Here is a 20,213-nt window from a genome sequence, read left to right as displayed (position 1 = left end):
CGATCGATTGTGCGCTATGGGTTTCGAACAACTTGCTGAATTGAAGAAGCAACTGGCAGCGGCACGCGCCGAAGCTGCGCCTGCGGCCAAGCCCGTTGCCAAGGCCGGCGCGAAGCCTCCCCGCAAGCCGTCGCCGCCGCGCCGTGCCGCGCCCGCTCCCAAGCCAGCGGCCAACGCCAAGCCCCAGGCCGACGCACGGCCAGTGGACCCGGTGGTGAAATCGATCGGTAAGCTGCAAAAGCGCTTCCCGAACGCGTTCCCGAAGAATCCGGCCCCGAAACTGCCGCTGAAAGTCGGCATCTTCGAGGACCTCGTGCTTCACGCGAAGGAACTGTCGTTGAGCGAAGCCGAGTTGCGCGACGCCATCAAGACGTGGTGCCGCGGCAGTCGCTACTGGAAGTGTCTCGTCGATGGCGCCGCGCGCGTCGATCTGACGGGCGGCGAAGCAGGCAAAGTCACGGCGCAGGAATCGGCCGGCGCGCAGCGTCTGCAAGCGCATCGTGCGAGCAGGGGCGCGGCGAAAGCAGCGGCTTCGGCGGCTGACGCGTCCGCCAATGCTTCTGTCGCTTCGGACGTTTCTGCCGACGCAACTGCGCAAGCAACGGCCACGCCGCAAGGTGACGCCGAGAGCCAGCCGCAAGCCGCCTCGACAGATACCCCGGCCGCAGCAGAATCGGCCACGCCGCCGGCAGCACCTTCGGCCACCGCCGAAGCGTAAAACGGTCCGCTGCCCCGTCTAGGGGCGGCTGCCTTGCGCCGCCGTCAGCCGGCCGCGCACGAAGCCGACGTGCTCGCGTAGCACATAGAACGCGTCGGCGTATGCAAGTGGCATGCGCAAGCGGTTAAGCGACGCCTCGATATGATCGAGTTTCGCGAAAAGCTGCTTGCGCTCCTCGTCGCTCGAATCGGCGAGCGCGCCGCGTTCGATCGCGATCAACGCCCCGTAATAGCGATAGATGCGCGAGCGCACGCGCCACCGGTACAGTGCCGGGATCAGACGCATCGCCGGAAACAGCAGCACCGCCATTGGCAGCAGCAGAACGAGCGTGCGGTCGCCGAAGCTCGCGAGCCAGAACGGCAGCGTGCGGTATAGAAAACTCTTGCCGGTCTTGTAGTAGCGCTGCGCGTCTTCGCTGATCTGATATTCATGGGCGACCGGACTCGGAAATTCCCCCGCGTGCTGCAATAGCCCTGGCATGCCGTGCACCTCCTGCGCGGCCTCGATCAATAAGTCGGAAATGGCCGGGTGCAGATTGGTCCGGGCCACGAGTTCGACCGTCGGGCTGATCAGATGGACAGTGTTGGGCGGAATTCTGCGCTTGAGATCCAGCACGCCGGGCGGCAGGTCGATCTCGTCCAGATAGGGAAAGATGCGCGTATAGGCGTTGGCTTCGTCGAAATCCATCACGGAGATGCCGGGCACTTTCAGGAGCCGCAGCATCAAGCCGCGCGTGGCTGAGTCGCCGTTCAGGATCGCCGCGTCGACGTCGCCCGCTACGAGTTGTGTGGCGGCCTGCAAGCCGTCGCTCGGCACCAGCACGGTGTCGCCGCCCGGTTCGATACCGTTGGCTTGCAGCAGTTTGAGCGCGAGCAGACGCGTGCCGCTGCCTTCGCGGCCGATCGCAATCCGCTTACCTTCCAGTTCTGAAAGCTCACCGACGCCCGTGCCGCGATAGAACACCACCACCGGAATATAAAAAACGCTGCCGAGCGACATCAGCGAGGATGTATCGAGTCCATCGGCCACGCCGCCTTGCACGAGCGCGAGATCGACATGCTGCTTCGGGTCCAGCAGCCGATGCAGATTCTGCACCGAGCCATCGGACTCCAGCACGTTCAGCGTAATGCCGTTGCGCGCGAGGATCTTCTTGTACTGATCGGCGGCGACGAAGAACGAACTGTCGTGAGGGCCCGCGCTCATCGTGATGGTTTTCGGCGGCGCCGGATCGACCAGCCAGACGATCAGCGTGACCATCAGCACGACAAGCGCGGCCACGATGGCGTAAGGAACGGTGTGATCGCGCCACTCCGCATGCGAATGATCGCCGGGAAACTGCGGGGGACGCGAGCGAGGCTCTTTCATCAGTGTCTCCGAGAAACCTCGGCCTTCAGTTAGGGGAGAACGTCAAGGACACTCCGTGCCGATAGGCGGGATGAGGCATTGTCTACTGTCCGCGGCGATTAGGCGAAATCTCCGGCATAACCGGCGCCTTGCCGGGCAGGATGGGCGGTGGGCCATGGCATAATCCGCGACAGCTTCCAATCGTGTCGTCGGGCGCATCTTGAGTCGTTTTCATCAGAAGATCGGCAGTTGGCTGGGATTGTTTGCGATCCTGATGGCAACGCTTGCCCCGACGATCTCGCACTCGCTCGCCGCACGCAGTGGCGGCGAAAGCGAAATGCAAGGCGAACATTGTTCGATGCCCTCGATGGCTTCCATGCCGGCAATGGACTCCATGGCTTCGATGCCCTCCATGCAGGACGAAGCATCGGACGAACCCACCGGCAAGCACACCCAACACGCTGCAATGTCCGGCGGCGACGCCTGCGGCTATTGCAGCCTGCTTGCTCATATGCCCGTGGTGCCCAGTGTCGAGGCGTTGTTCTCCGTCACTGTCCGCGCGCTGCAGCATACCGTCGCCACCCGCTTCGAAAGCGTTCACCGCGTTGAACCGCTTACTTTCGCGCAGCCGCGCGCCCCTCCGTTCGCATCCTGATTCGAGTCACACCGTTGCGATGTCTTGACTGCATCGCGATGCCGCCGCATCTCCGTCGGTAGAGGCGCGCGCCGGCATTGTCACGACCCATGAACAGGATGAACCATGCAAACCTCAGCAACGCGCAACGGCAAACCGTTGTGCGCGGCGTCGCTCGTTGCGGCTGCCGCCAGCGTATTGCTATTCGCTCCTTCGCTCGCCAGCGCTCACGCGATCGCGGGCGATCGCGTCTTCCCGTCGACGATGGCTGTCGACGATCCCGGCGTCGGCGACGAAGCCAACCTGCAATACGGCCATCAGCGCGTGCCCGGCGATAACGGCGATCAAAGCATCAACACCTTCGATTTCGAATACGACAAACTGATCACGCCGAGACTGGCGGTGTCCGTCGACGGCACCTATACGATGCAGAACAATCCGACGGCGCGCGGCTTCGACAATTTCGGCGTCGGGTTGAAGTACCTGCTGTACGTCAACGATGAACACGAGTTCATGACGTCGGTCGGCGTGAATGCTGAACTCGGCGGCACGGGAAGCCGTGCGATTGCCAGCAACTTCTCGACGATCTCGCCCACGATCTACGCCGGCAAGGGCTTGGGCGATCTTCCCGCATCACTTGCGTATCTGCGCCCGATCGCCATCACGGGCGAAGCCGGGCCGGCGTTGACCACAGGCGCGGGACAGCCGAACGCGTTCAATTACGGCTTCACGGTGCAATACAGCTTGCCGTATCTGCAGCAGCACGTGCATGACATCGGGCTGCCTCAACCGTTGGCGAACGTGATTCCGCTGGTGGAGATTCCACTCTCCAGAAGCCAGGGGCAGACAACCGGCACGGTCAATCCGGGTTTCATCTGGATCAACCGCTATGGCCAGTTCGGCGTCGAAGCGCAACTTCCGATCAACCATGCAAGCGGCTCGCACGTGGGTATTCTGGTGCAGGCCCACGTCTTCTTCGATGACGTCGCGCCGACCACGATCGGCAAACCTTTCTTCCAGTAACACAGGAGCCACGTGATGAATCACGATCGACAGGGTTGGATGCGTACAGCGGCGAAATTGCCAATGCTCATTGCCGGGCTCGCTTTCGCAAGCGTGGCTTTTGCGCATGTGTTTCCACAGAAGCAGGTGCCGGGGGCCGGCGCCACAGTGGCGTCGCCCGCGCAGGTCAGGATCGTTTTCGACGGACCGCTCGAACCGGCCTTCAGTTCGCTCACGGTCACCGACGCGAGCGGCAAGCAGATCAACACGGAGAAGGCCGTAGTCGACGCTCATGAAGCGGCGGCGATCGCCGTGCCACTGCCGGCACTCACCGCCGGTCACTACACCGTGCATTGGGTGGCGGTCGCTTCCGACGGACATCGCACGCATGGCGATTACGCGTTCGACGTGAAGTAGTCCGGCATGGTGACGCGCTGCATCATCGCGTGAGCGACGATGCAGCGTGCCAGACATTGGCAGGACCGCGAAGTGGATCGCGTTGGCGTGAAAAGTACTATGATCCGAAACAGGCATTGAGCGCCTTTCCGCGCGAACCAATAGCCCTTCGCATCCCGGGAGAGAGCACGTGACGGAGTTCGTGAAGGCACTCCTCGGGACACAACGCGGCCGCCAGCGCCGTGAAATCGCATGGCTCTACGCGTTACTACTTAGTTTCAATATCGCGGCATGGGTGGCGGCCTTCGTGGCGTTTCGCGGCTATCCGCTGCTGATGGGTTCCTGCCTGCTTGCTTACTCGTTTGGTCTGAGGCATGCGGTGGACGCGGATCATATCGCGACCATCGACAACGTCACGCGCAAGCTGATGCAGTCCGGCCAGCGCCCGGTAACCGTGGGGCTGATGTTCTCGCTCGGGCACTCCACCATCGTCGTGCTGGCGACGATCGGCATTGCGGCGACCGCCATGGCCTTGCAAAGCCAGATGAGCGGCCTGAAGGAAATCGGCGGACTGATCGGCACGCTGGTATCGACCTTTTTCCTGTTTGCCATTGCACTGCTGAACCTGATCGTGCTGCGTTCGGTACTGCGCGCTTTTCAGCGTGTACGCCGAGGCGAGCCTTACGTCGATGAAGATCTCGACATGCTGCTCGCCGATCGCGGCTTTCTCGCCCGCATTTTCCGGCCGCTGTTCCGGCTGATCAGCAAGAGCTGGCACATGTACCCGCTCGGCTTCCTGTTCGGCCTGGGTTTCGATACCGCAACCGAAGTCGGGCTGCTCGGCATCTCCGCCGCCGGCGCCGCGCAAGGTATGTCGATCTGGTCGATTCTGGTGTTTCCGGTGCTGTTCATGGCCGGCATGACACTGATCGACACCACCGACAGCATCCTGATGCTAGGCGCCTATGGTTGGGCTTTCGTGAAGCCGGTCCGCAAGCTCTATTACAACATCACCATCACGACGATCTCGGTGCTCGTGGCGCTCTTTGTCGGCGGCGTAGAAGGTCTCGGATTACTGGCCGGCAAGCTGCATCTGAGCGGCGGATTCTGGCAGGCGGTAGGCAGTCTGAACGACAACTTCGGCATGATCGGCTACGCGATTATCGGCGTATTTCTGGCTGGCTGGTTATTGTCGGTCGCGGTCTACAAATGGATGCGATTCGAAGAACTCGAGATTGGTTCGTGAATCAACCGAACCCTTAAAGGCTATTGTCAGAGAATTGCAGAAGACCCGCCGATCGGCGTCAATATGCTGCCCCATGTTTCGTGAACAAGTTGCGAAACTGGGGTATTTCGCATCGCTGAACTATACTCAAAAAAGTTTTTCGGGCTCATCACGGTGGGCACCATTCTCAAACAATACATGCAGCAAATCCGATCCTTTTAACCGCATTGTGCGGAATTATTGCCGATCGATTGCTGGACACGTGACTGCCGTGCGGCACTCGCCACGTATCTTTGCCTGACCTAAAAAGAACGTGGTTCGTAGTGGAGACACACATCATGGCAGAAGCAGACAACGTCCCCTATGGGCGCAAGACTCAGCACGCGCCTGCTCTCAAGGAAGTGCACATCATCTGGATCACCGCGGGCCTCGGCTGTGACGGCGATTCGGTATCAATTACCGCGGCGACTCAGCCGAGCATCGAGGACGTCATTCTCGGCGCGATCCCCGGCTTGCCGAAGGTGCATTTGCATAACCCCGTACTGGCCTATGAAAACGGCGACGAGTTTCTCAAGCCGTTTCACCAGGCCGCCCGCGGGGAACTCGAGAACTTCGTGCTGGTGATGGAAGGGTCGATTCCAAACGAGCGTATCAATCGCGAGGGTTATTGGGCCGCATTGGGCACCGACCCCGATACCCAGGAGCCGATCACGATTCCGCAATGGCTCGACCGGCTCGCGCCGCGCGCGCTGGCGGTAGTCGGCGCGGGCACCTGCGCGACCTACGGCGGCATTCACGCGATGGAAGGTAATCCGACCGGCTGCATGGGCCTCGCCGATTATCTCGGCTGGGACTGGAAGTCGAAAGCGGGCCTGCCGATCGTCAATGTGCCAGGGTGTCCGGTACAGCCGGACAACTTCATGGAGACGCTGCTCTACCTGCTGTATCAACTGGCGGGCCTCGCGCCGATGATTCCGCTCGACGACGCATTGCGGCCGAAGTGGCTGTTCACGCGCACCGTGCACGACGGTTGCGATCGTGCGGGCTCCTACGAACAGGCGATCTTCGCCACCGAGTACGGCAGCCCGAATTGCATCGTCAAGCTGGGTTGCTGGGGGCCTGTCGTGCAATGCAATGTGCCCAAACGCGGCTGGATGGCCGGCATTGGCGGCTGTCCGAACGTGGGGGGCATCTGCATCGGCTGCACGATGCCGGGCTTTCCCGACAAGTTCATGCCGTTCATGGATCAGCCACCGGGATCGGTGCTGTCGTCGAATCTGATCAAGAGCTACGGTCCGCTGATTCGCAGCTTGCGCAAGCTGACCAACAACACGCTCAACGACGAGCCGAAATGGCGTCATAACGGTTCGAAACTCACCACCGGCTACCGTCGCTGATCGGGCGGCGTAGTTGGCGGAATTCGACTTGTCAGCAGGGAGAAGGTCATGGCCGTGAGTACCGCACCTGAAGCGACCACAAGCACCCAGGCAGCGCCGGGCAAGCTGGTCGAAATGAATTGGGATCCGATTACGCGGATCGTCGGCAGTCTGGGGATTTACACCAAGATCGATTTTGCGAACCGCCGTGTGGCGGAGTGCTACAGCACATCGTCGATCTTTCGTGGCTACAGCATTTTCATGAAGGGCAAAGACCCGCGCGACGCGCACTTCATCACGAGCCGCATCTGCGGGATCTGCGGCGACAATCACGCGACCTGTTCGGTCTACGCGCAGAACATGGCATACGGCGTGAAACCGCCGGCGATTGCGGAATGGATCGTTAATCTGGGCGAAGCGGCCGAATACATGTTCGACCACAACATCTTTCAGGACAACCTGGTGGGGGTGGATTTCTGCGAAAGGATGGTCAAGGAGACCAATCCCGGCGTATGGGACAAGGCGCAGAAAACGCCCGCGCCGAATGCGGACAAGCACGGCTATAAAACCATCGCGGACATCATGACCGCGCTCAATCCGTTCACCGGTGAGTTCTATCGCGAGACCTTGATGGTCAGCCGTTATACGCGCGAGATGTTCTGCCTGATGGAAGGGCGCCACGTGCATCCGTCGACGCTCTATCCAGGCGGTGTGGGTACGGTGCCGACCATTCAGCTGTTCACCGATTACATCACGCGTCTGATGAAGTACGTCGAATTCATGAAGAAGGTTGTGCCGCTGCATGACGATCTGTTCGACTTCTTCTATGACGCGCTACCGGGTTACGAGGAAGTCGGACGCCGCCGTATTCTGCTCGGTTGCTGGGGTTCGTTCCAGGACCCGAACGTGTGCGACTACAACTACAACACGATGACCCAGTGGGGCCGCGGCATGTTCGTCACACCCGGCGTGGTGGTGGACGGCGAACTGGTGACGACCGATCTCGTCGATATCAACCTGAACATCCGCATCCTGCTGGGCAGTTCCTATTACGACGACTGGGACCACGAAGAGACTTTCGTCAAGAACGATCCGCTCGGCAATCCGGTAGACCGCAAGCATCCGTGGAACCAGACCACGCTGCCGCGTCCGCAGAAGCGTAAATTCGACGGCAACTACACGTGGGTGATGTCGCCGCGCTGGCTCGACAAACGTACGGGCGATCATCTCGCGCTCGATACCGGCGGTGGACCGATCGCACGCTTGTGGGCGACGGCGTTGGCGGGTCTGGTCGATATCGGCTACATCAAGGCGACCGGTCAGAGCGTGAAGATCTATCTGCCGAAGACCGCGCTCAAGCCCGAAGTCGAATTCGAATGGAAGATTCCGAAGTGGAGCAATGCGATCGAACGCGATCGGGCACGCACGTATTTTCAGGCGTATTCAGCGGCTGCGGCGTTGTACTTTGCCGAGCAGGCGCTGGCCGAACTGCACGCCGGACGCACCCGCACGTTCAGCGATTTCACAGTGCCGGAAGAGGGCATTGGCTGCGGGTTCCATGAAGCGGTGCGTGGCGTGCTCTCGCATCACCTCGTGATCCGCGACGGCAAGATCGCCAACTATCACCCGTATCCGCCTACGCCGTGGAACGCCAATCCACGCGATATCTACGGCACGCCTGGACCCTATGAGGACGCGGTGCAGAACACGCCGATCTTCGAAGAAAACGGGCCGGACAAGTTCAAGGGCATTGACATCATGCGCGCGGTGCGTAGCTTCGACCCGTGTCTGCCGTGTGGCGTGCATATGTATGTCGGCAATGGCAAGACGATCGACACGTCGCACTCGCCGACATTCGGCGTGATGCAGGGAGCGCACAAGTGAGCCACGAGAGCGCGGTCGCCGCCCAGCAACGCCGCATCGACGAATTGATTGCGGCGCTGGAAGCGCTCGACGATCCGCGCGCGCGTGAGCCTGCCAAGGAACTGCTGCAGGTCGTTCTCGATCTGCATACGAACGGGCTCGCACGGTTGATGGAGATCGTTTCGGAGGCGGGCGCATTGGACGACGCCATGGTCGAAGCATTCGAGCGCGACGCGGGCGTGTCGGCGTTGCTGCTTTTACACGGCCTGCATCCACAGGATCTGCCGACGCGCGTGTCGCGTGCAGTGGAGAAGATGCGGCCGCTGCTGGGCGCACAGGGCATCCAGATCGAACTGCTCGACGCCGCGGAAGAAGCCGTGCGTGTGCGCGTGGCCGGCCGCCTGCAGGGCAAGCACAACTCGGTCGGTGAATTGCAGCAGGAAATCGAACGCTCGATCTTCGAAGCGGCGCCCGAAGCAATGCGTGTCGAGATTGCAGGTCTGCCGGACGTCAATGTGCATGAACTGCGCTTCGTGCCGCATCGCACCGAGGCACCAAGCGATGCAGCAAACGAGGTGGCAAGTGAGGTAGCAAACGAGGTAGCAAGCCGGACCGAGGCCGGCGCGCAATGACACCGGCCGCCCAGACACGCGGCTGGGTCGCGCGGTTGCGCCATTTCGTCCGTAAAGCCGACGACATGCAGTGCGAGTTGTGCGGCCTGCCGCTTCTTCCGGATCATCCCCATTTGTTCGAAACTGCCAAACGGCAGCTCTTCTGCTGTTGCCGTGCGTGCGCGCTGCTGTTCGGCAGTCAGCAAAATGCGCGCTATCGTCCGGTGCCGCGCGATGCGCATTATCTCGCCGGTTTCCGCATGAGCGACGCTCAATGGGATGCATTGGCGATTCCAATCGATATCGCTTTCTTCTTTCATGACAGCGCGGCGCAGCGTGTCGTGGCCTTGTATCCCGGACCGGCCGGTGGCACGCAATCGCTACTGGCGTTGCAAGCGTGGGACGAACTCGTCGCCGAGAATCCATTACTCGCGCAACTGCAACCCGACGTCGAAGCGCTGCTGGTCAATCGCAGCGAAGGCGCGCGCGAGTATTACCGCGTGCCGATTGACCAGTGTTACGCGCTGACCGGCGTGATCCGCGCACGTTGGCGCGGACTGTCCGGCGGGCGGGAGGCGTGGGATTCGATTCATCGCTTCTTCGCCGCGTTGAAGCGCCATGGCCGGGTGCCGGAGGGTTTGCTCCATGCCTGATCTCGGGTTCACTGTCGAGTCGGCGGAAGTCGTGCCGTTCGCTGCAGCGCCGCTGCTGACATTCCGGCTGCGTATCGTCAATACGCCGGTGCAGGAAGAGATTGCCAGCATCACGTTGCAATGTCAGATCCAGATCGAAGCGACGAAGCGCCGCTATGCGCCCGCCGAGCAATACGGACTCGAGGACCTGTTCGGCGCTCCGCCGCGCTGGGGAGAAACGCTGCGCACGCTGCTATGGACGCATACGACGGCGATCACGCCACCGTTCACCGGCGAATGCACGCTCGATCTGCCGGTGCCGTGCAGCTACGATTTCAATGTCGCCGCAACCAAATTTTTTCACGGCCTTGAAGAAGGCGAAATTCCGTTGATGCTGCAGTTCAGCGGCACGGTGTTCTATCGCGAAGCCGACGGCGCCTTGCAGGCCGCGCCGATTCCCTGGCACAAGGAAGCGGCGTACCGGTTACCCGTGACGCTATGGCGAGACATGATGATCCGCTACTACCCGAACGGCACCTGGCTGTGCTTGCACCGGGAAGTGTTCGATCGCCTCTCGCGTTACAAAAGCAGACGGGGGCTCACGAGCTGGGAGCAGGCGGTGACGAGCCTGCTCGATGGCGTCGAGGAGGACATATCGTGAACGCGGTCGAGAGTGTGGTTCAGGCGGTGCTGTACGAAGGCTACATGCTGTATCCGTACCGGCCGACCTCGGTAAAGAACCGGCAACGCTGGACCTTCGGCGGCGTGTATCCGCGCGCCTATGCCGAGGCATCCGGCAGCGACCCGTGGGTGACGCAGACCGAGTGCCTGCTGCGCGGCGACAAGCGCACCCGCGTGGCCGTGCGGCCTGGTTTTCTGCAGGTGATCGAGCGAATGGTGCTGGATGTGTCGGAGGGTTCCGCCGCGCGCCCGGAGTCAGGGGAGCCGGCCTGGCGGACCGTGCCCGTGCTCGATATCGACGAGCGGCGCTACACGCCTTGGCAGGAAGCGGCCGAGCGGCACATTGCCGTGCCCGTCCTGGTCGTCGGCGAATTGCTTGACGCACCGCTGCAGATTGCGTTTTCGTTCGATGCGGCCAGCGAACTCGAACCGCTCGCCGACAAGCAAGGCACGCTGCGTGGCGGATTGCGCCGTACCCGCGCTTCGCTGCAAGGTCACGTCGAATTGAGCGCGGCTAGCGTGGCGGCCGGGGTTTATCGCTTGAAGGTGCGTATCGTCAACGAGACGCCGCTCGACAATGCCCGCGGCCTGAAGCGCGATGCCGCTTCGCTGTACGCGCTGGTGTCCTGTCATACGGTGCTGACCGTCGAGGGCGGCACGTGGATCTCGTCGATCGATCCGCCTGCCGAACTGGCGGCGGCGGTTGCCGCGAGCCGCAATATCGGCGTGTGGCCTGTCCTGGTGGGCGACGAACAACAGCCCGACACGATGCTCGCGTCGCCGATCATTCTTTACGACTTCCCGCAGATCGCGCCCGAAAGCGCCGGCGATCTATTCGACTCTACGGAGATCGACGAAATCCTCACGCTGCGCATTCTCACCATGACCGACGACGAGAAGCGCGAAATGATCGCCACGGACGAGCGTGCGCGGGCCTTGCTTGCACGTACCGAAAGTCTCGGCGCCGAGCAGATGGAGAAGCTGCATGGCACCTTGCGCCAGGTGCGCGCGCTCGACGTAGCCAGTGTCGGCGCATTTTCGCCGCTGGATGAGCGTGCCATGCCGGTGTCGCCATGGGCGGAACTCGACGCACGGCCCCATCTCGCTTGCGTGCGGGTGGCGGGCGTCGAAATTCGGATCGGCGATCAGGTGCGCTTGCACCCACGCGGTCGTGCGGACATCTTCGATATCGCGTTGAGCGGGATGGTTGCCACGATCGAATCGATCGAGCGCGACTTCGACGATCACGTGCACGTTGCCGTCACAGTCGACGACGACCCTGGCAAAGATTTCGGCATGCAGCGCATGCCCGGCCATCGCTTCTTCTTCGGCCCGGACGAGATCGAGCCGCTGGTCAATGGGACCAGCCGATCCGGTCTGTCCAGTCGTAAAGGAGGCCATGCGTGAGCACGATTCTGGTGGCGGGCATCGGCAACGTGTTTCTCGGTGACGACGGCTTCGGCGTCGAAGTGGTGCGCCGTCTGCGGGAGAAACTTGCGGCCGGTGAGTTGCCGGCGTTCGCCGACGACGTGAGCGTTGCGGACTTCGGCATTCGCGGCATCGACCTTTGCTATGCGCTGCTCGATGGCGTGGACAGCGCGATTCTGATCGACACGACGCAGCGCGGCGGTGCGCCGGGCACGTTGTATGTGATCGAGCCGTCAATGGAAGACTCCGCTGGCGATGAACCCGGCGATCCGTATGCGGTGCCGATCCTGATGTCGCCGCATGAGATGGATCCGGCCAAAGTGCTGCAAACGGTGCGGATGTTGGGCGGCGGTTGCGAGGATATCGTTGTGCTCGGTTGCGAGCCGCATGACTTCGGGTTCGAGAATGGCGAAGAAGGAAGGATGGGTTTGAGCGGCGCGGTGGCCGCGGCGGTCGAGCAGGCGGTTGAACTGGCCGTGAAGCTGGTGATGGCGAGGATGGAGCGCTTGTCCGCACGTGCGGCTTGAGAGGCCGGACGGGCAGGTGGCTGAGTTGCATTTCGCATGCACCGTTCGAACGGCTCAGCAACGGTTGAGCAACTGGGCATCCAGGCGGCAGGCCGTCACGGATACGGAGTGAGATAACGGAAGTGGGAGGCGTCATGAAAGGTTTTCTGAAGTACCTCTTGTTGCCGGCGTTGATAGTCGGCGTGATGGCGAATTTGAAGGACATCAAGCGCTACATCCGTATCCGCAACATGTAGGCGGTAAGCAGCGAGGGAGTTTGCCATGAGCACGCACGCACAGCCTGCAGGACAGTCTTCGCCTCCACGTTCGGCGATCCCCGGCCCGGTCGGCGAGGAAATTCGTGTACGCGGACTGGTGCAAGGCGTCGGCTTCCGGCCGACCGTCTGGCGGCTTGCGCATGCGTGCGGCGTGGTCGGTGACGTGCGCAACGATAGCGACGGTGTGCTGATTCATGCGTGGGGCGATGCGTGGACGCTGCAACGTTTCATCGAAAGCCTGAGCACCGAGTGTCCGCCGCTCGCGCGAATCGACGCCATCGAACGGCATCAAATGAGCGAAGCGGCCGAGGCCAGCGATTTCCGCATCGTGCCGAGCGTGAGCGGCCATGTACAGACGGGTGTCACGCCTGACGCAGTGATCTGCGCGGACTGTGCGGCGGAGATCGCCGACCCGGCGAACCGACGTTACCGCTATCCGTTTACGAACTGCACGCATTGCGGCCCACGTCTGTCGATCGTTCAGGCCATTCCCTACGATCGCGCCAATACGACCATGGCCACGTTCGACATGTGCGACGCATGCCGCACAGAATATGAAAATCCCGCCGACCGGCGCTTTCACGCGCAACCGGTCGCGTGTCCGGTATGCGGCCCGCGTGTCTGGCTGGAAGACCGGCATGGCGCGCGTGCCGATCGTGACGATCCCTGTCGCGCGGCAAGCCTGCTGCTGCGGCACGGTTCGATCGTCGCGATCAAAGGGCTGGGTGGCTTTCAGCTCGCCTGCGACGCTGGCGATGAAGTCGCGGTTGCGCGTTTGCGTCGGTTGAAACGGCGGGAGCGCAAACCGTTCGCGCTGATGGCGCGCGATCTGCAGGCGGTACGCCGCTATTGCACGCCGGACGAGACAGAACTCGCTCTGCTGCATAGCGCAGCCGGACCGATCGTCATCCTGCGTGCCGACGGAGCGGAGTGTGTCGCGCCAAGCGTTGCGCCGGGTGTAGGCACGCTCGGTTTCATGCTGCCGTCTACGCCGCTGCACCGCTTGCTGATGGAGTCGATCGATTCAGCGCTCGTCGTGACAAGCGGCAATACCAGCGACGAGCCGCCGTGCATCGACAACGCGGATGCCCGCGCGCGTCTTGGCCGCATCGCCGATGTTTTCCTGATGCACGATCGCGACATCGCACGCCGCGTCGACGATTCCGTGGCTCGCGTGGTGCAGGGCGAACCGCGCGTGTTGCGGCGCGCACGAGGCTATGCGCCGGCGCCGTTGCTGTTGCCGGAGGGTTTCGCCGAGACGCCGGCGGTGCTGGCAATGGGTGGCGAGCTCAAGAATACATTCTGCCTCACGCGCGACGCTCGGGCGATCGTCTCGCACCATCTCGGCGATCTGGAAGACGCGCTGACGTATGCGGACTATCGCCGCTCGGTGGCGCAGTATCTGCGACTGTTCGAGCATGAGCCGCAGGCGATAGCGGTCGACTTTCATCCCGAGTATCTGTCGCGCAAAATCGGCTACGACCTCGCGCAAACGTGGCAGGCTCCGGTGGTCGAGGTGCAGCATCATCACGCGCATCTTGCCGCGTGCATGGCCGAAAATGGTGTTGCGTTCGATGCGCTGCCGATGCTCGGTATCGCGCTCGACGGTCTTGGTTTCGGCGATGACGGCACGCTGTGGGGCGGTGAATTCATGCTGGCGGACTATCGCGGCTTCACGCGCCTCGGCACATTCAAACCGGTTGCGATGCCCGGTGGCACCCGCGCCATCGACGAACCGTGGCGCAGCGCTTACGCGCATCTGATGGCGGCATTCGATTGGCGCGGCTTTACGCGCCAATACGCCGGGCTCGACGTCCAGCAGTTCCTGAGCAGCCGGCCGCGCGCCGCGCTCGATAAGATGATCGCGCAGCGCGTCAATAGTCCGCTGGCAAGCTCCGTGGGCCGCTTGTTCGATGCCGTGGCGGCCACGCTTGGCGTGTGCCGGGAGCGCGTGCTTTACGAAGGGCAGGCCGCCATCGAACTGGAGGCGCTGGTTGATTGGCAGGCGTTGCGAGACGACAGCGACGCCCACGCGTATCCGTTCGAAATCGTCAGCATCATGCCGGACGGTTTGCGTTGCATCGAGCCTCGGCCGATGTGGGAGGCCTTGCTCGGCGACGTGTTGCGCGGCACGTCCGTGCCGGTCGTCGCGGCGCGGTTTCACAAGGGGCTGGCCATCGCGATCGTGCGGATGGTCGAATGTCTGGCCGACCTGCTGACAGGATCAGTTGATGCGCGGAGTGTCGCGTTGTCCGGTGGTGTTTTTCAGAATCGCATTCTGTTCGAACAGGTTGCTGGGCGGCTTGGTGCGGCGGGTTTTCGTGTGCTGACGCATCGGCAGGTACCGGCCAACGACGGCGGTTTGTCGCTAGGCCAGGCGGTCGTCGCGGCGGCGCAGCAATGCAACGGCATTTGAACGCGGTGTGAAGGTGGTGAGGAAGTCGCAGTACAGAAATCGCGGCGCAAAAGCGGGTTAAGGGGAGAACACCATGTGTTTGGGCATCCCAGGACAGATTGTCGAAGTGACCGATGCGGCGAACGATCTCGCACTCGTGAACGTCGGCGGTGTGCGGCGCGTGATCAACATCGCCTTCATAATCGACGAGGGACGACCGGCGAGCGCGTGCGTCGGCGAATGGGTCCTGGTGCACGTGGGCTTCGCGATGAGCCGGCTCGACGAGCAGGAAGCCGCGCGCACGCTCGCGTTATTGCAAGAACTGGGCGTCGCGCAGGGCGAGATGGACGACATGGCTGATATGGATGGGCTGCGCGATGAACTGCGCAGTGCGCCATGAACGAGCGACCAGAAGCCAACGGAGACCGCCATGCCCGAACATGAATCGCTGCAGGCGTTGTATCCGTTCCTGCACGGCGCTCACCAGGACGCAGACAAGCTCGACGCTGCGCTGCTCGATTCAGTACGTCTGAAAGCCTACGACAGCGTCGACACGAAACGACGTTTCTTCGACGAAAACGGTCCGGCGGTAGTGCGGGTCGCCCATGCGCTAGCCGAGATGTACCGCCGCGACGGCCGGCTCTTCACGATGGGCAATGGCGGTTCGAGTTGCGATGCCGCACATATTGCCGTCGAGTTTCTGCATCCGGTGACCACGGGCCGGCCGGCACTCACCGCGATCAATCTGGTGGCCGACGTGGCGATGTTGACGGCGGTCGGCAACGATGTCGGCTTCAGTCATATTTTCGTGCGGCAACTGGTGGCGCAAGGCCGGCGTGGCGATGCGCTGATCGGGGTGTCGACCAGCGGAAATTCCGAAAACCTGCTGACTGCCTTTACGAAGGCGAAAGAGATGGGCCTGCTGACCATCGGCCTGTCAGGCCACGATGGTGGACGCATGGCGACCAGCGCCGCTGTCGATCATTGCCTCGTGGTGAGAAGCGACAGCATTCATCGCGTGCAGGAGACCCACGTCGCGATTTATCACATTCTGTGGGACCTCGTGCATACGCTGCTTGCCGACGACCGCGGCGGCCTCGCCGGTCCGGCTGGACTGGCAAGCTCGCCCGACGGAGGCGCGCCATGAAATACGTCGATGAGTTTCGCGACCCGCACAAAGCGAAAACGCTGGAGAAGGAAATCCGCGCGCTGGTGTCCCGCATCGAACGCGCCAAACAGCGGCCGCTGCAAATCATGGAAGTGTGTGGCGGTCATACCCATACGATTTTCCGCTACGGCATTCAGCAATTGCTGCCCGACACGGTGGAGTTCGTGCACGGCCCAGGTTGCCCGGTGTGCGTGCTGCCGATGGGCCGCGTCGATGATTGTGTCGCGTTGGCCGAGCGTCCGGAAGTGATCTTCACGACCTTCGGCGACGCGATGCGTGTACCGGGTTCGAAAAAGAGCCTGCTGAAAGCGAAAGCCGATGGCGCCGATGTGCGCATGGTCTATTCACCGCTCGACGCATTGAAGCTCGCGCAACTGAATCCTGACCGGGAGGTGATCTTCTTCGGACTCGGCTTTGAGACGACCATGCCCAGCACCGCGATGACGGTCCTGCAGGCGCACGCGAAAAAGGTCCACAATTTCTCGCTGTTCTGTAATCACATCACGATCATCCCGACTATCAAGGCGATTCTCGATTCCCCCGACTTGCATCTCGACGGCTTTCTCGGTCCGGGACACGTCAGCATGGTGATCGGCACACGACCCTATGATTTCATCGCACGGCACTATCGCAAGCCGATTACGGTGGCGGGATTCGAGCCACTCGACGTATTGCAATCGATGTGGATGGTATTGCGGCAGATTGCAGACGGGCGCTGCGAAGTGGAGAACCAGTATGGCCGCGTCGTGACTGAGGACGGCAATGCGCAGGCCTTGTCCGCGGTGATGCGCGTGTTCGAGACGCGTGAATTCTTCGAATGGCGCGGATTGGGTTCGATCGATCACTCGGGTGTCAGGGTCCGTGAGGCGTTCGCCGCGTTCGACGCGGAGCGCAAGTTCGATGTGCCGAACCTGAAGATCGCCGACCCGAAAGCATGCCAATGCGGCGAGGTGCTCAAGGGGGTGATCAAGCCACATCAATGCAAGGTGTTCGGCACCGCCTGCACGCCGGAGTCGCCGCTCGGCTCTCTGATGGTGTCGAGCGAAGGCGCGTGTGCGGCTTACTACAACTATGGACGCATCGATACGTCGCGGATCGATGAGCGGCGTATTGCGCGGCAGAACGTGAAATCACCCGATGCGTTGGCGCCGGTATGCCTGGGTGCCAGCGGCGCGGCCGTTGTAGCCGATGCAGCCTGTGCATCCACTACGCGGGGCCGTTCATGAACGACCGGGCGTCCGATCCTCTGCAGCCCGCGGCACCTCGCCGCGTCGCCCGCGTACGCGACGTGTCCGTCAATCTGGCGCACGGCAGCGGCGGCCGCGCGATGCGCGATCTGATTGAAGACGTCTTCGTTTCGACCTTCGACAATCCCACGCTCGCAGCGCTGGAAGATCAGGCCGTATTCGCGCTCGCCGATCTCGCCACACGTGGTGACCGGCTGGCCTTTACGACCGACAGCTACGTCGTCGATCCACTGTTCTTTCCGGGCGGCGATATCGGCACGTTGGCGGTAGCGGGCACGGTCAACGATCTGGCCGTATGCGGCGCGACGCCTTTATATCTTTCGTGCGCGGTGGTGATCGAGGAAGGCCTCGCTGTCGATATCTTGCGACGCGTCGCCGCGAGCATGCAACGGGTCGCGCTCGAAGCGGGCGTCGCAATCGTGACGGGCGACACGAAAGTGGTCGAGCGCGGCTGTGCGGACAAACTTTTCATCAACACCGCCGGCATCGGCGTGGTGCGCCGCGACGTGTCGATTTCGGCACGCAACGCGCGTCCTGGCGACATCGTGATTGTCAACGGCTATCTCGGCGATCACGGCGCGGCGATTCTGGTCGCGCGCCAGCAACTCGCACTGGAAGCCGACGTTGAAAGTGACTGCTGTCCGCTCAATAGCCTGATCGCGGCAATGCTCGACGCGTGTCCGCAGATTCATTGTTTGCGCGATGCGACCCGCGGTGGCGTCGCGACCGTGTTGAACGAGTTCGCACAGAGTTCGAACGTGACGATACGGTTGCGTGAAGCGGACCTGCCGTTGCGCGAGCAGGTCAAGGGCGCGTGCGAGATCCTCGGCCTCGATCCGCTGTATCTGGCGAACGAAGGCAAGCTCGTAGCCGTCGTGCCCGCCGCTGCTGCGGAGCGGGTACTGACTGCCATGCGCGCGCATCCGGCGGGACGTGAGGCGGCAGCAATCGGCACGGTGGAAATGGGCGAAGCGGGCGCGGCTGGTCTTGTCGTCATGCAGACCGTGTTCGGCGGGCAGCGTATCGTCGACATGCTGGTGGGCGAGCAACTGCCGCGCATCTGCTGACCGATGGAGGAACGCGCCATGCATGAGTTGAGTATTGCCAACAGCGTCGTCGAGATATGCGCGGAACAGGCCAAGGGCGCTCGCGTGCGAAGTGTGACGCTGGAGATTGGGCAATTGTCGGCGGTGATGCCGGACGCCATCCGGTTTTGCTTCGATGTCTGCGCGAAGGATACGGCGGTGGAGGGCGCGACCCTGGAGATCATCGAAATTCCCGGGCAGGCACGCTGCCTTGCGTGTGGTGAGACACTTGAGATCGATGTGCCGTTTGGCCAGTGCGAATGCGGGAGCGAAAATCTCGAACTGATTTCAGGGCAGCAGTTGAAGATCCGGCAGATGGAGGTGGTGTGATGTGTACGACATGCGGATGCTCGAATACGCAGGGCGTGGCGGTGACCGATCTGGACGCGGAGGAGGCGGCGCAGGCGGAAACGCAATCACAATCTCAATCGCAAGCCGCGCAGGATCACGCTGCACCCGGAGCACGTGAACCGGCATATCGGCGAGTGAGCGAATATGAGCAGGGCCATGGACTCCGGCATCCGTACAGCCATTCGCATGCGCACGGCCAGTCACATTCGCACGAATCACTGCATTCGGACGAGCATGCCCGTTCGCATGGCCACCCGCATCCGCACCCTCATGAGCATTTACCTGATGGTGATCCGGCGTATGACCATTCGCACGACGGTGTTCTTGCGCATTCGCATCCGCATGAGCATTCACATGACGGCGACCACTTGCACGATCATGCCCATGCACAAGATCACTCGCATAACCACGAGAGCGAACGTGTCACTTCGATTACGTTGGAGCGTGACATTCTGGCGAAGAATCAATTGCTGGCCGAACGCAATCGCGGCTGGCTGGCGGGCCGCTCTATTTTCGCGCTGAACCTGATGAGTTCGCCGGGTGCGGGCAAGACGACGCTGCTTGAGCGCACGATCCACGATCTCGGTGCGACGTTGCCGCTTGCGGTGATTGAAGGCGACCAGGCGACGCTTAACGACGCCGAACGGATTCGCGCTACTGGCGCGCGTGTCGTTCAGGTCAACACTGGCACGGGCTGTCATCTGGATGCGGAGATGGCTTCACGTGCTCTGACGCAACTCGATCCGCCGATGCATTCGGTTGTGGTGATTGAGAATGTAGGCAACCTCGTGTGTCCTGCGTTGTTCGATCTTGGTGAAGGGGCTAAGGTTTTGATTCTTTCCGTCACGGAAGGTGAGGATAAGCCAATCAAGTATCCGCATATGTTTCGGGCTTGTTCGTTGTTGTTGCTGAATAAGATAGATCTGTTGCCGTATTTGCGGTTTGATGTTGCGCGGTGCGTTGATTATGCAAGGAGGGTCAATCCGCAGATTGAGATTTTGCAGGTGTCGGCGCAGAGCGGAGAGGGGATGGAGGCATGGTATGAGTGGATTCGTGTGACGCGGTTGGGGTTTTGATTTATATGCCTGCGCGGCGCTTATGTTGGTATGCCTACGGTGTTGGCCTTTCCTTGATCTGGCTTTTTTGCCTTTCCTTGATTTGTTAGTGGTCTATTAGCGTCGCCCCTGTGCGGGGCAGGCACCTACTTTTCTTTGCATGCCGCAAAGAAAAGTAGGCAAAAGAAAGCGGCTCAAACCGCTAATTCTTAAGCGGG

The 20,213-nt window shown here is 61.8% G+C and carries 21 protein-coding genes; 20 read left to right on the top strand and 1 reads right to left on the bottom strand.

Features of this window, described 5'->3' with window-relative positions; translation table 11 throughout:
• The first annotated feature begins 16 nt into the window (after positions 1–16).
• Positions 17–718, top strand: a complete 702-nt coding sequence (locus KHO31_RS07635; protein ID WP_201086245.1) for a ProQ/FinO family protein — start codon at positions 17–19, stop codon at positions 716–718.
• 18 nt (positions 719–736) lie between these two features.
• On the opposite strand, the gene KHO31_RS07630 is transcribed toward KHO31_RS07635, so the two are convergent.
• On the bottom strand, positions 737–2,083 hold the full coding sequence (locus tag KHO31_RS07630; protein WP_201084125.1) for a TAXI family TRAP transporter solute-binding subunit: 1,347 nt from the start codon (positions 2,081–2,083) through the stop codon (positions 737–739).
• 199 nt (positions 2,084–2,282) lie between these two features.
• On the opposite strand from KHO31_RS07630, the gene KHO31_RS07625 reads away from it, so the two are divergent.
• The 19 genes from KHO31_RS07625 to hypB all read left to right on the top strand — a co-directional run bounded on the left by KHO31_RS07625 (position 2,283) and on the right by hypB (position 20,016).
• Positions 2,283–2,717, top strand: coding sequence for a DUF2946 domain-containing protein (locus tag KHO31_RS07625; protein ID WP_236556209.1), 435 nt, complete (start codon positions 2,283–2,285; stop codon positions 2,715–2,717).
• A 105-nt stretch (positions 2,718–2,822) separates the two neighbouring features.
• Complete coding sequence (locus tag KHO31_RS07620) at positions 2,823–3,719, top strand: hypothetical protein (protein ID WP_201084126.1); 897 nt, start codon at positions 2,823–2,825, stop codon at positions 3,717–3,719.
• 15 nt (positions 3,720–3,734) lie between these two features.
• The gene (locus tag KHO31_RS07615; RefSeq protein WP_211622975.1) at positions 3,735–4,115 is read left to right on the top strand and encodes a copper resistance CopC family protein; all 381 of its coding nucleotides are present in this window, start codon (positions 3,735–3,737) and stop codon (positions 4,113–4,115) included.
• A 169-nt stretch (positions 4,116–4,284) separates the two neighbouring features.
• Positions 4,285–5,340: a HoxN/HupN/NixA family nickel/cobalt transporter gene (locus tag KHO31_RS07610; RefSeq protein ID WP_211622973.1), complete on the top strand. Its 1,056-nt coding sequence runs from the start codon at positions 4,285–4,287 to the stop codon at positions 5,338–5,340.
• A gap of 317 nt (positions 5,341–5,657) precedes the next feature.
• Positions 5,658–6,716: an NADH-quinone oxidoreductase subunit B family protein gene (locus KHO31_RS07605; protein ID WP_201084129.1), complete on the top strand. Its 1,059-nt coding sequence runs from the start codon at positions 5,658–5,660 to the stop codon at positions 6,714–6,716.
• A 48-nt stretch (positions 6,717–6,764) separates the two neighbouring features.
• Entirely contained in the window at positions 6,765–8,579 is a 1,815-nt protein-coding gene (locus KHO31_RS07600) for a nickel-dependent hydrogenase large subunit (RefSeq protein ID WP_201084130.1), read from the top strand.
• Positions 8,576–9,190: a NifU family protein gene (locus KHO31_RS07595; protein ID WP_201086242.1), complete on the top strand. Its 615-nt coding sequence runs from the start codon at positions 8,576–8,578 to the stop codon at positions 9,188–9,190. The genes KHO31_RS07600 and KHO31_RS07595 overlap by 4 nt, the downstream gene beginning before the upstream one ends.
• Positions 9,187–9,822: a DUF5947 family protein gene (locus tag KHO31_RS07590; RefSeq protein WP_201084132.1), complete on the top strand. Its 636-nt coding sequence runs from the start codon at positions 9,187–9,189 to the stop codon at positions 9,820–9,822. The genes KHO31_RS07595 and KHO31_RS07590 overlap by 4 nt, the downstream gene beginning before the upstream one ends.
• The gene (locus KHO31_RS07585) at positions 9,815–10,462 is read left to right on the top strand and encodes a DUF6084 family protein (RefSeq protein ID WP_201086241.1); all 648 of its coding nucleotides are present in this window, start codon (positions 9,815–9,817) and stop codon (positions 10,460–10,462) included. The genes KHO31_RS07590 and KHO31_RS07585 overlap by 8 nt, the downstream gene beginning before the upstream one ends.
• Positions 10,459–11,889 (top strand): hypothetical protein, encoded by a 1,431-nt coding sequence (locus KHO31_RS07580; RefSeq protein WP_201142043.1) that lies wholly within the window; start codon positions 10,459–10,461, stop codon positions 11,887–11,889. The genes KHO31_RS07585 and KHO31_RS07580 overlap by 4 nt, the downstream gene beginning before the upstream one ends.
• Positions 11,886–12,437, top strand: a complete 552-nt coding sequence (locus tag KHO31_RS07575) for a hydrogenase maturation protease (RefSeq protein WP_201108432.1) — start codon at positions 11,886–11,888, stop codon at positions 12,435–12,437. Before KHO31_RS07580 ends, KHO31_RS07575 begins: the two co-directional genes overlap by 4 nt.
• Positions 12,438–12,571: 134 nt before the next feature.
• A complete protein-coding gene (locus KHO31_RS39970; RefSeq protein WP_407945925.1) occupies positions 12,572–12,673 on the top strand; it encodes a DUF6893 family small protein in 102 nt (33 codons plus the stop codon).
• A 25-nt stretch (positions 12,674–12,698) separates the two neighbouring features.
• Complete coding sequence (hypF, locus tag KHO31_RS07570) at positions 12,699–15,110, top strand: carbamoyltransferase HypF (protein WP_201142045.1); 2,412 nt, start codon at positions 12,699–12,701, stop codon at positions 15,108–15,110.
• 73 nt (positions 15,111–15,183) lie between these two features.
• Positions 15,184–15,489: a HypC/HybG/HupF family hydrogenase formation chaperone gene (locus KHO31_RS07565; RefSeq protein ID WP_201084137.1), complete on the top strand. Its 306-nt coding sequence runs from the start codon at positions 15,184–15,186 to the stop codon at positions 15,487–15,489.
• 30 nt (positions 15,490–15,519) lie between these two features.
• Positions 15,520–16,236, top strand: a complete 717-nt coding sequence (locus KHO31_RS07560; RefSeq protein ID WP_201084138.1) for a D-sedoheptulose-7-phosphate isomerase — start codon at positions 15,520–15,522, stop codon at positions 16,234–16,236.
• On the top strand, positions 16,233–17,483 hold the full coding sequence (gene hypD / locus KHO31_RS07555; protein WP_201142047.1) for a hydrogenase formation protein HypD: 1,251 nt from the start codon (positions 16,233–16,235) through the stop codon (positions 17,481–17,483). Before KHO31_RS07560 ends, hypD begins: the two co-directional genes overlap by 4 nt.
• Complete coding sequence (gene hypE / locus KHO31_RS07550; RefSeq protein ID WP_201108434.1) at positions 17,480–18,571, top strand: hydrogenase expression/formation protein HypE; 1,092 nt, start codon at positions 17,480–17,482, stop codon at positions 18,569–18,571. Before hypD ends, hypE begins: the two co-directional genes overlap by 4 nt.
• A gap of 18 nt (positions 18,572–18,589) precedes the next feature.
• Positions 18,590–18,919 carry a hydrogenase maturation nickel metallochaperone HypA gene (hypA, locus tag KHO31_RS07545; protein WP_201084141.1) on the top strand — a complete coding sequence of 110 codons (330 nt, stop codon included), beginning with the start codon at positions 18,590–18,592 and terminating at the stop codon, positions 18,917–18,919.
• Between the two features lie 41 nt (positions 18,920–18,960).
• Entirely contained in the window at positions 18,961–20,016 is a 1,056-nt protein-coding gene (gene hypB / locus KHO31_RS39820) for a hydrogenase nickel incorporation protein HypB (protein ID WP_321207581.1), read from the top strand.
• Positions 20,017–20,213: the final 197 nt, after the last annotated feature.

Source organism: Paraburkholderia domus (assembly GCF_905220705.1).
Lineage (GTDB): Bacteria > Pseudomonadota > Gammaproteobacteria > Burkholderiales > Burkholderiaceae > Paraburkholderia > Paraburkholderia domus.
The sequence above is the reverse complement of the archived record's forward strand: the minus strand, read 5'-3'. Positions and strand labels throughout refer to the sequence as shown.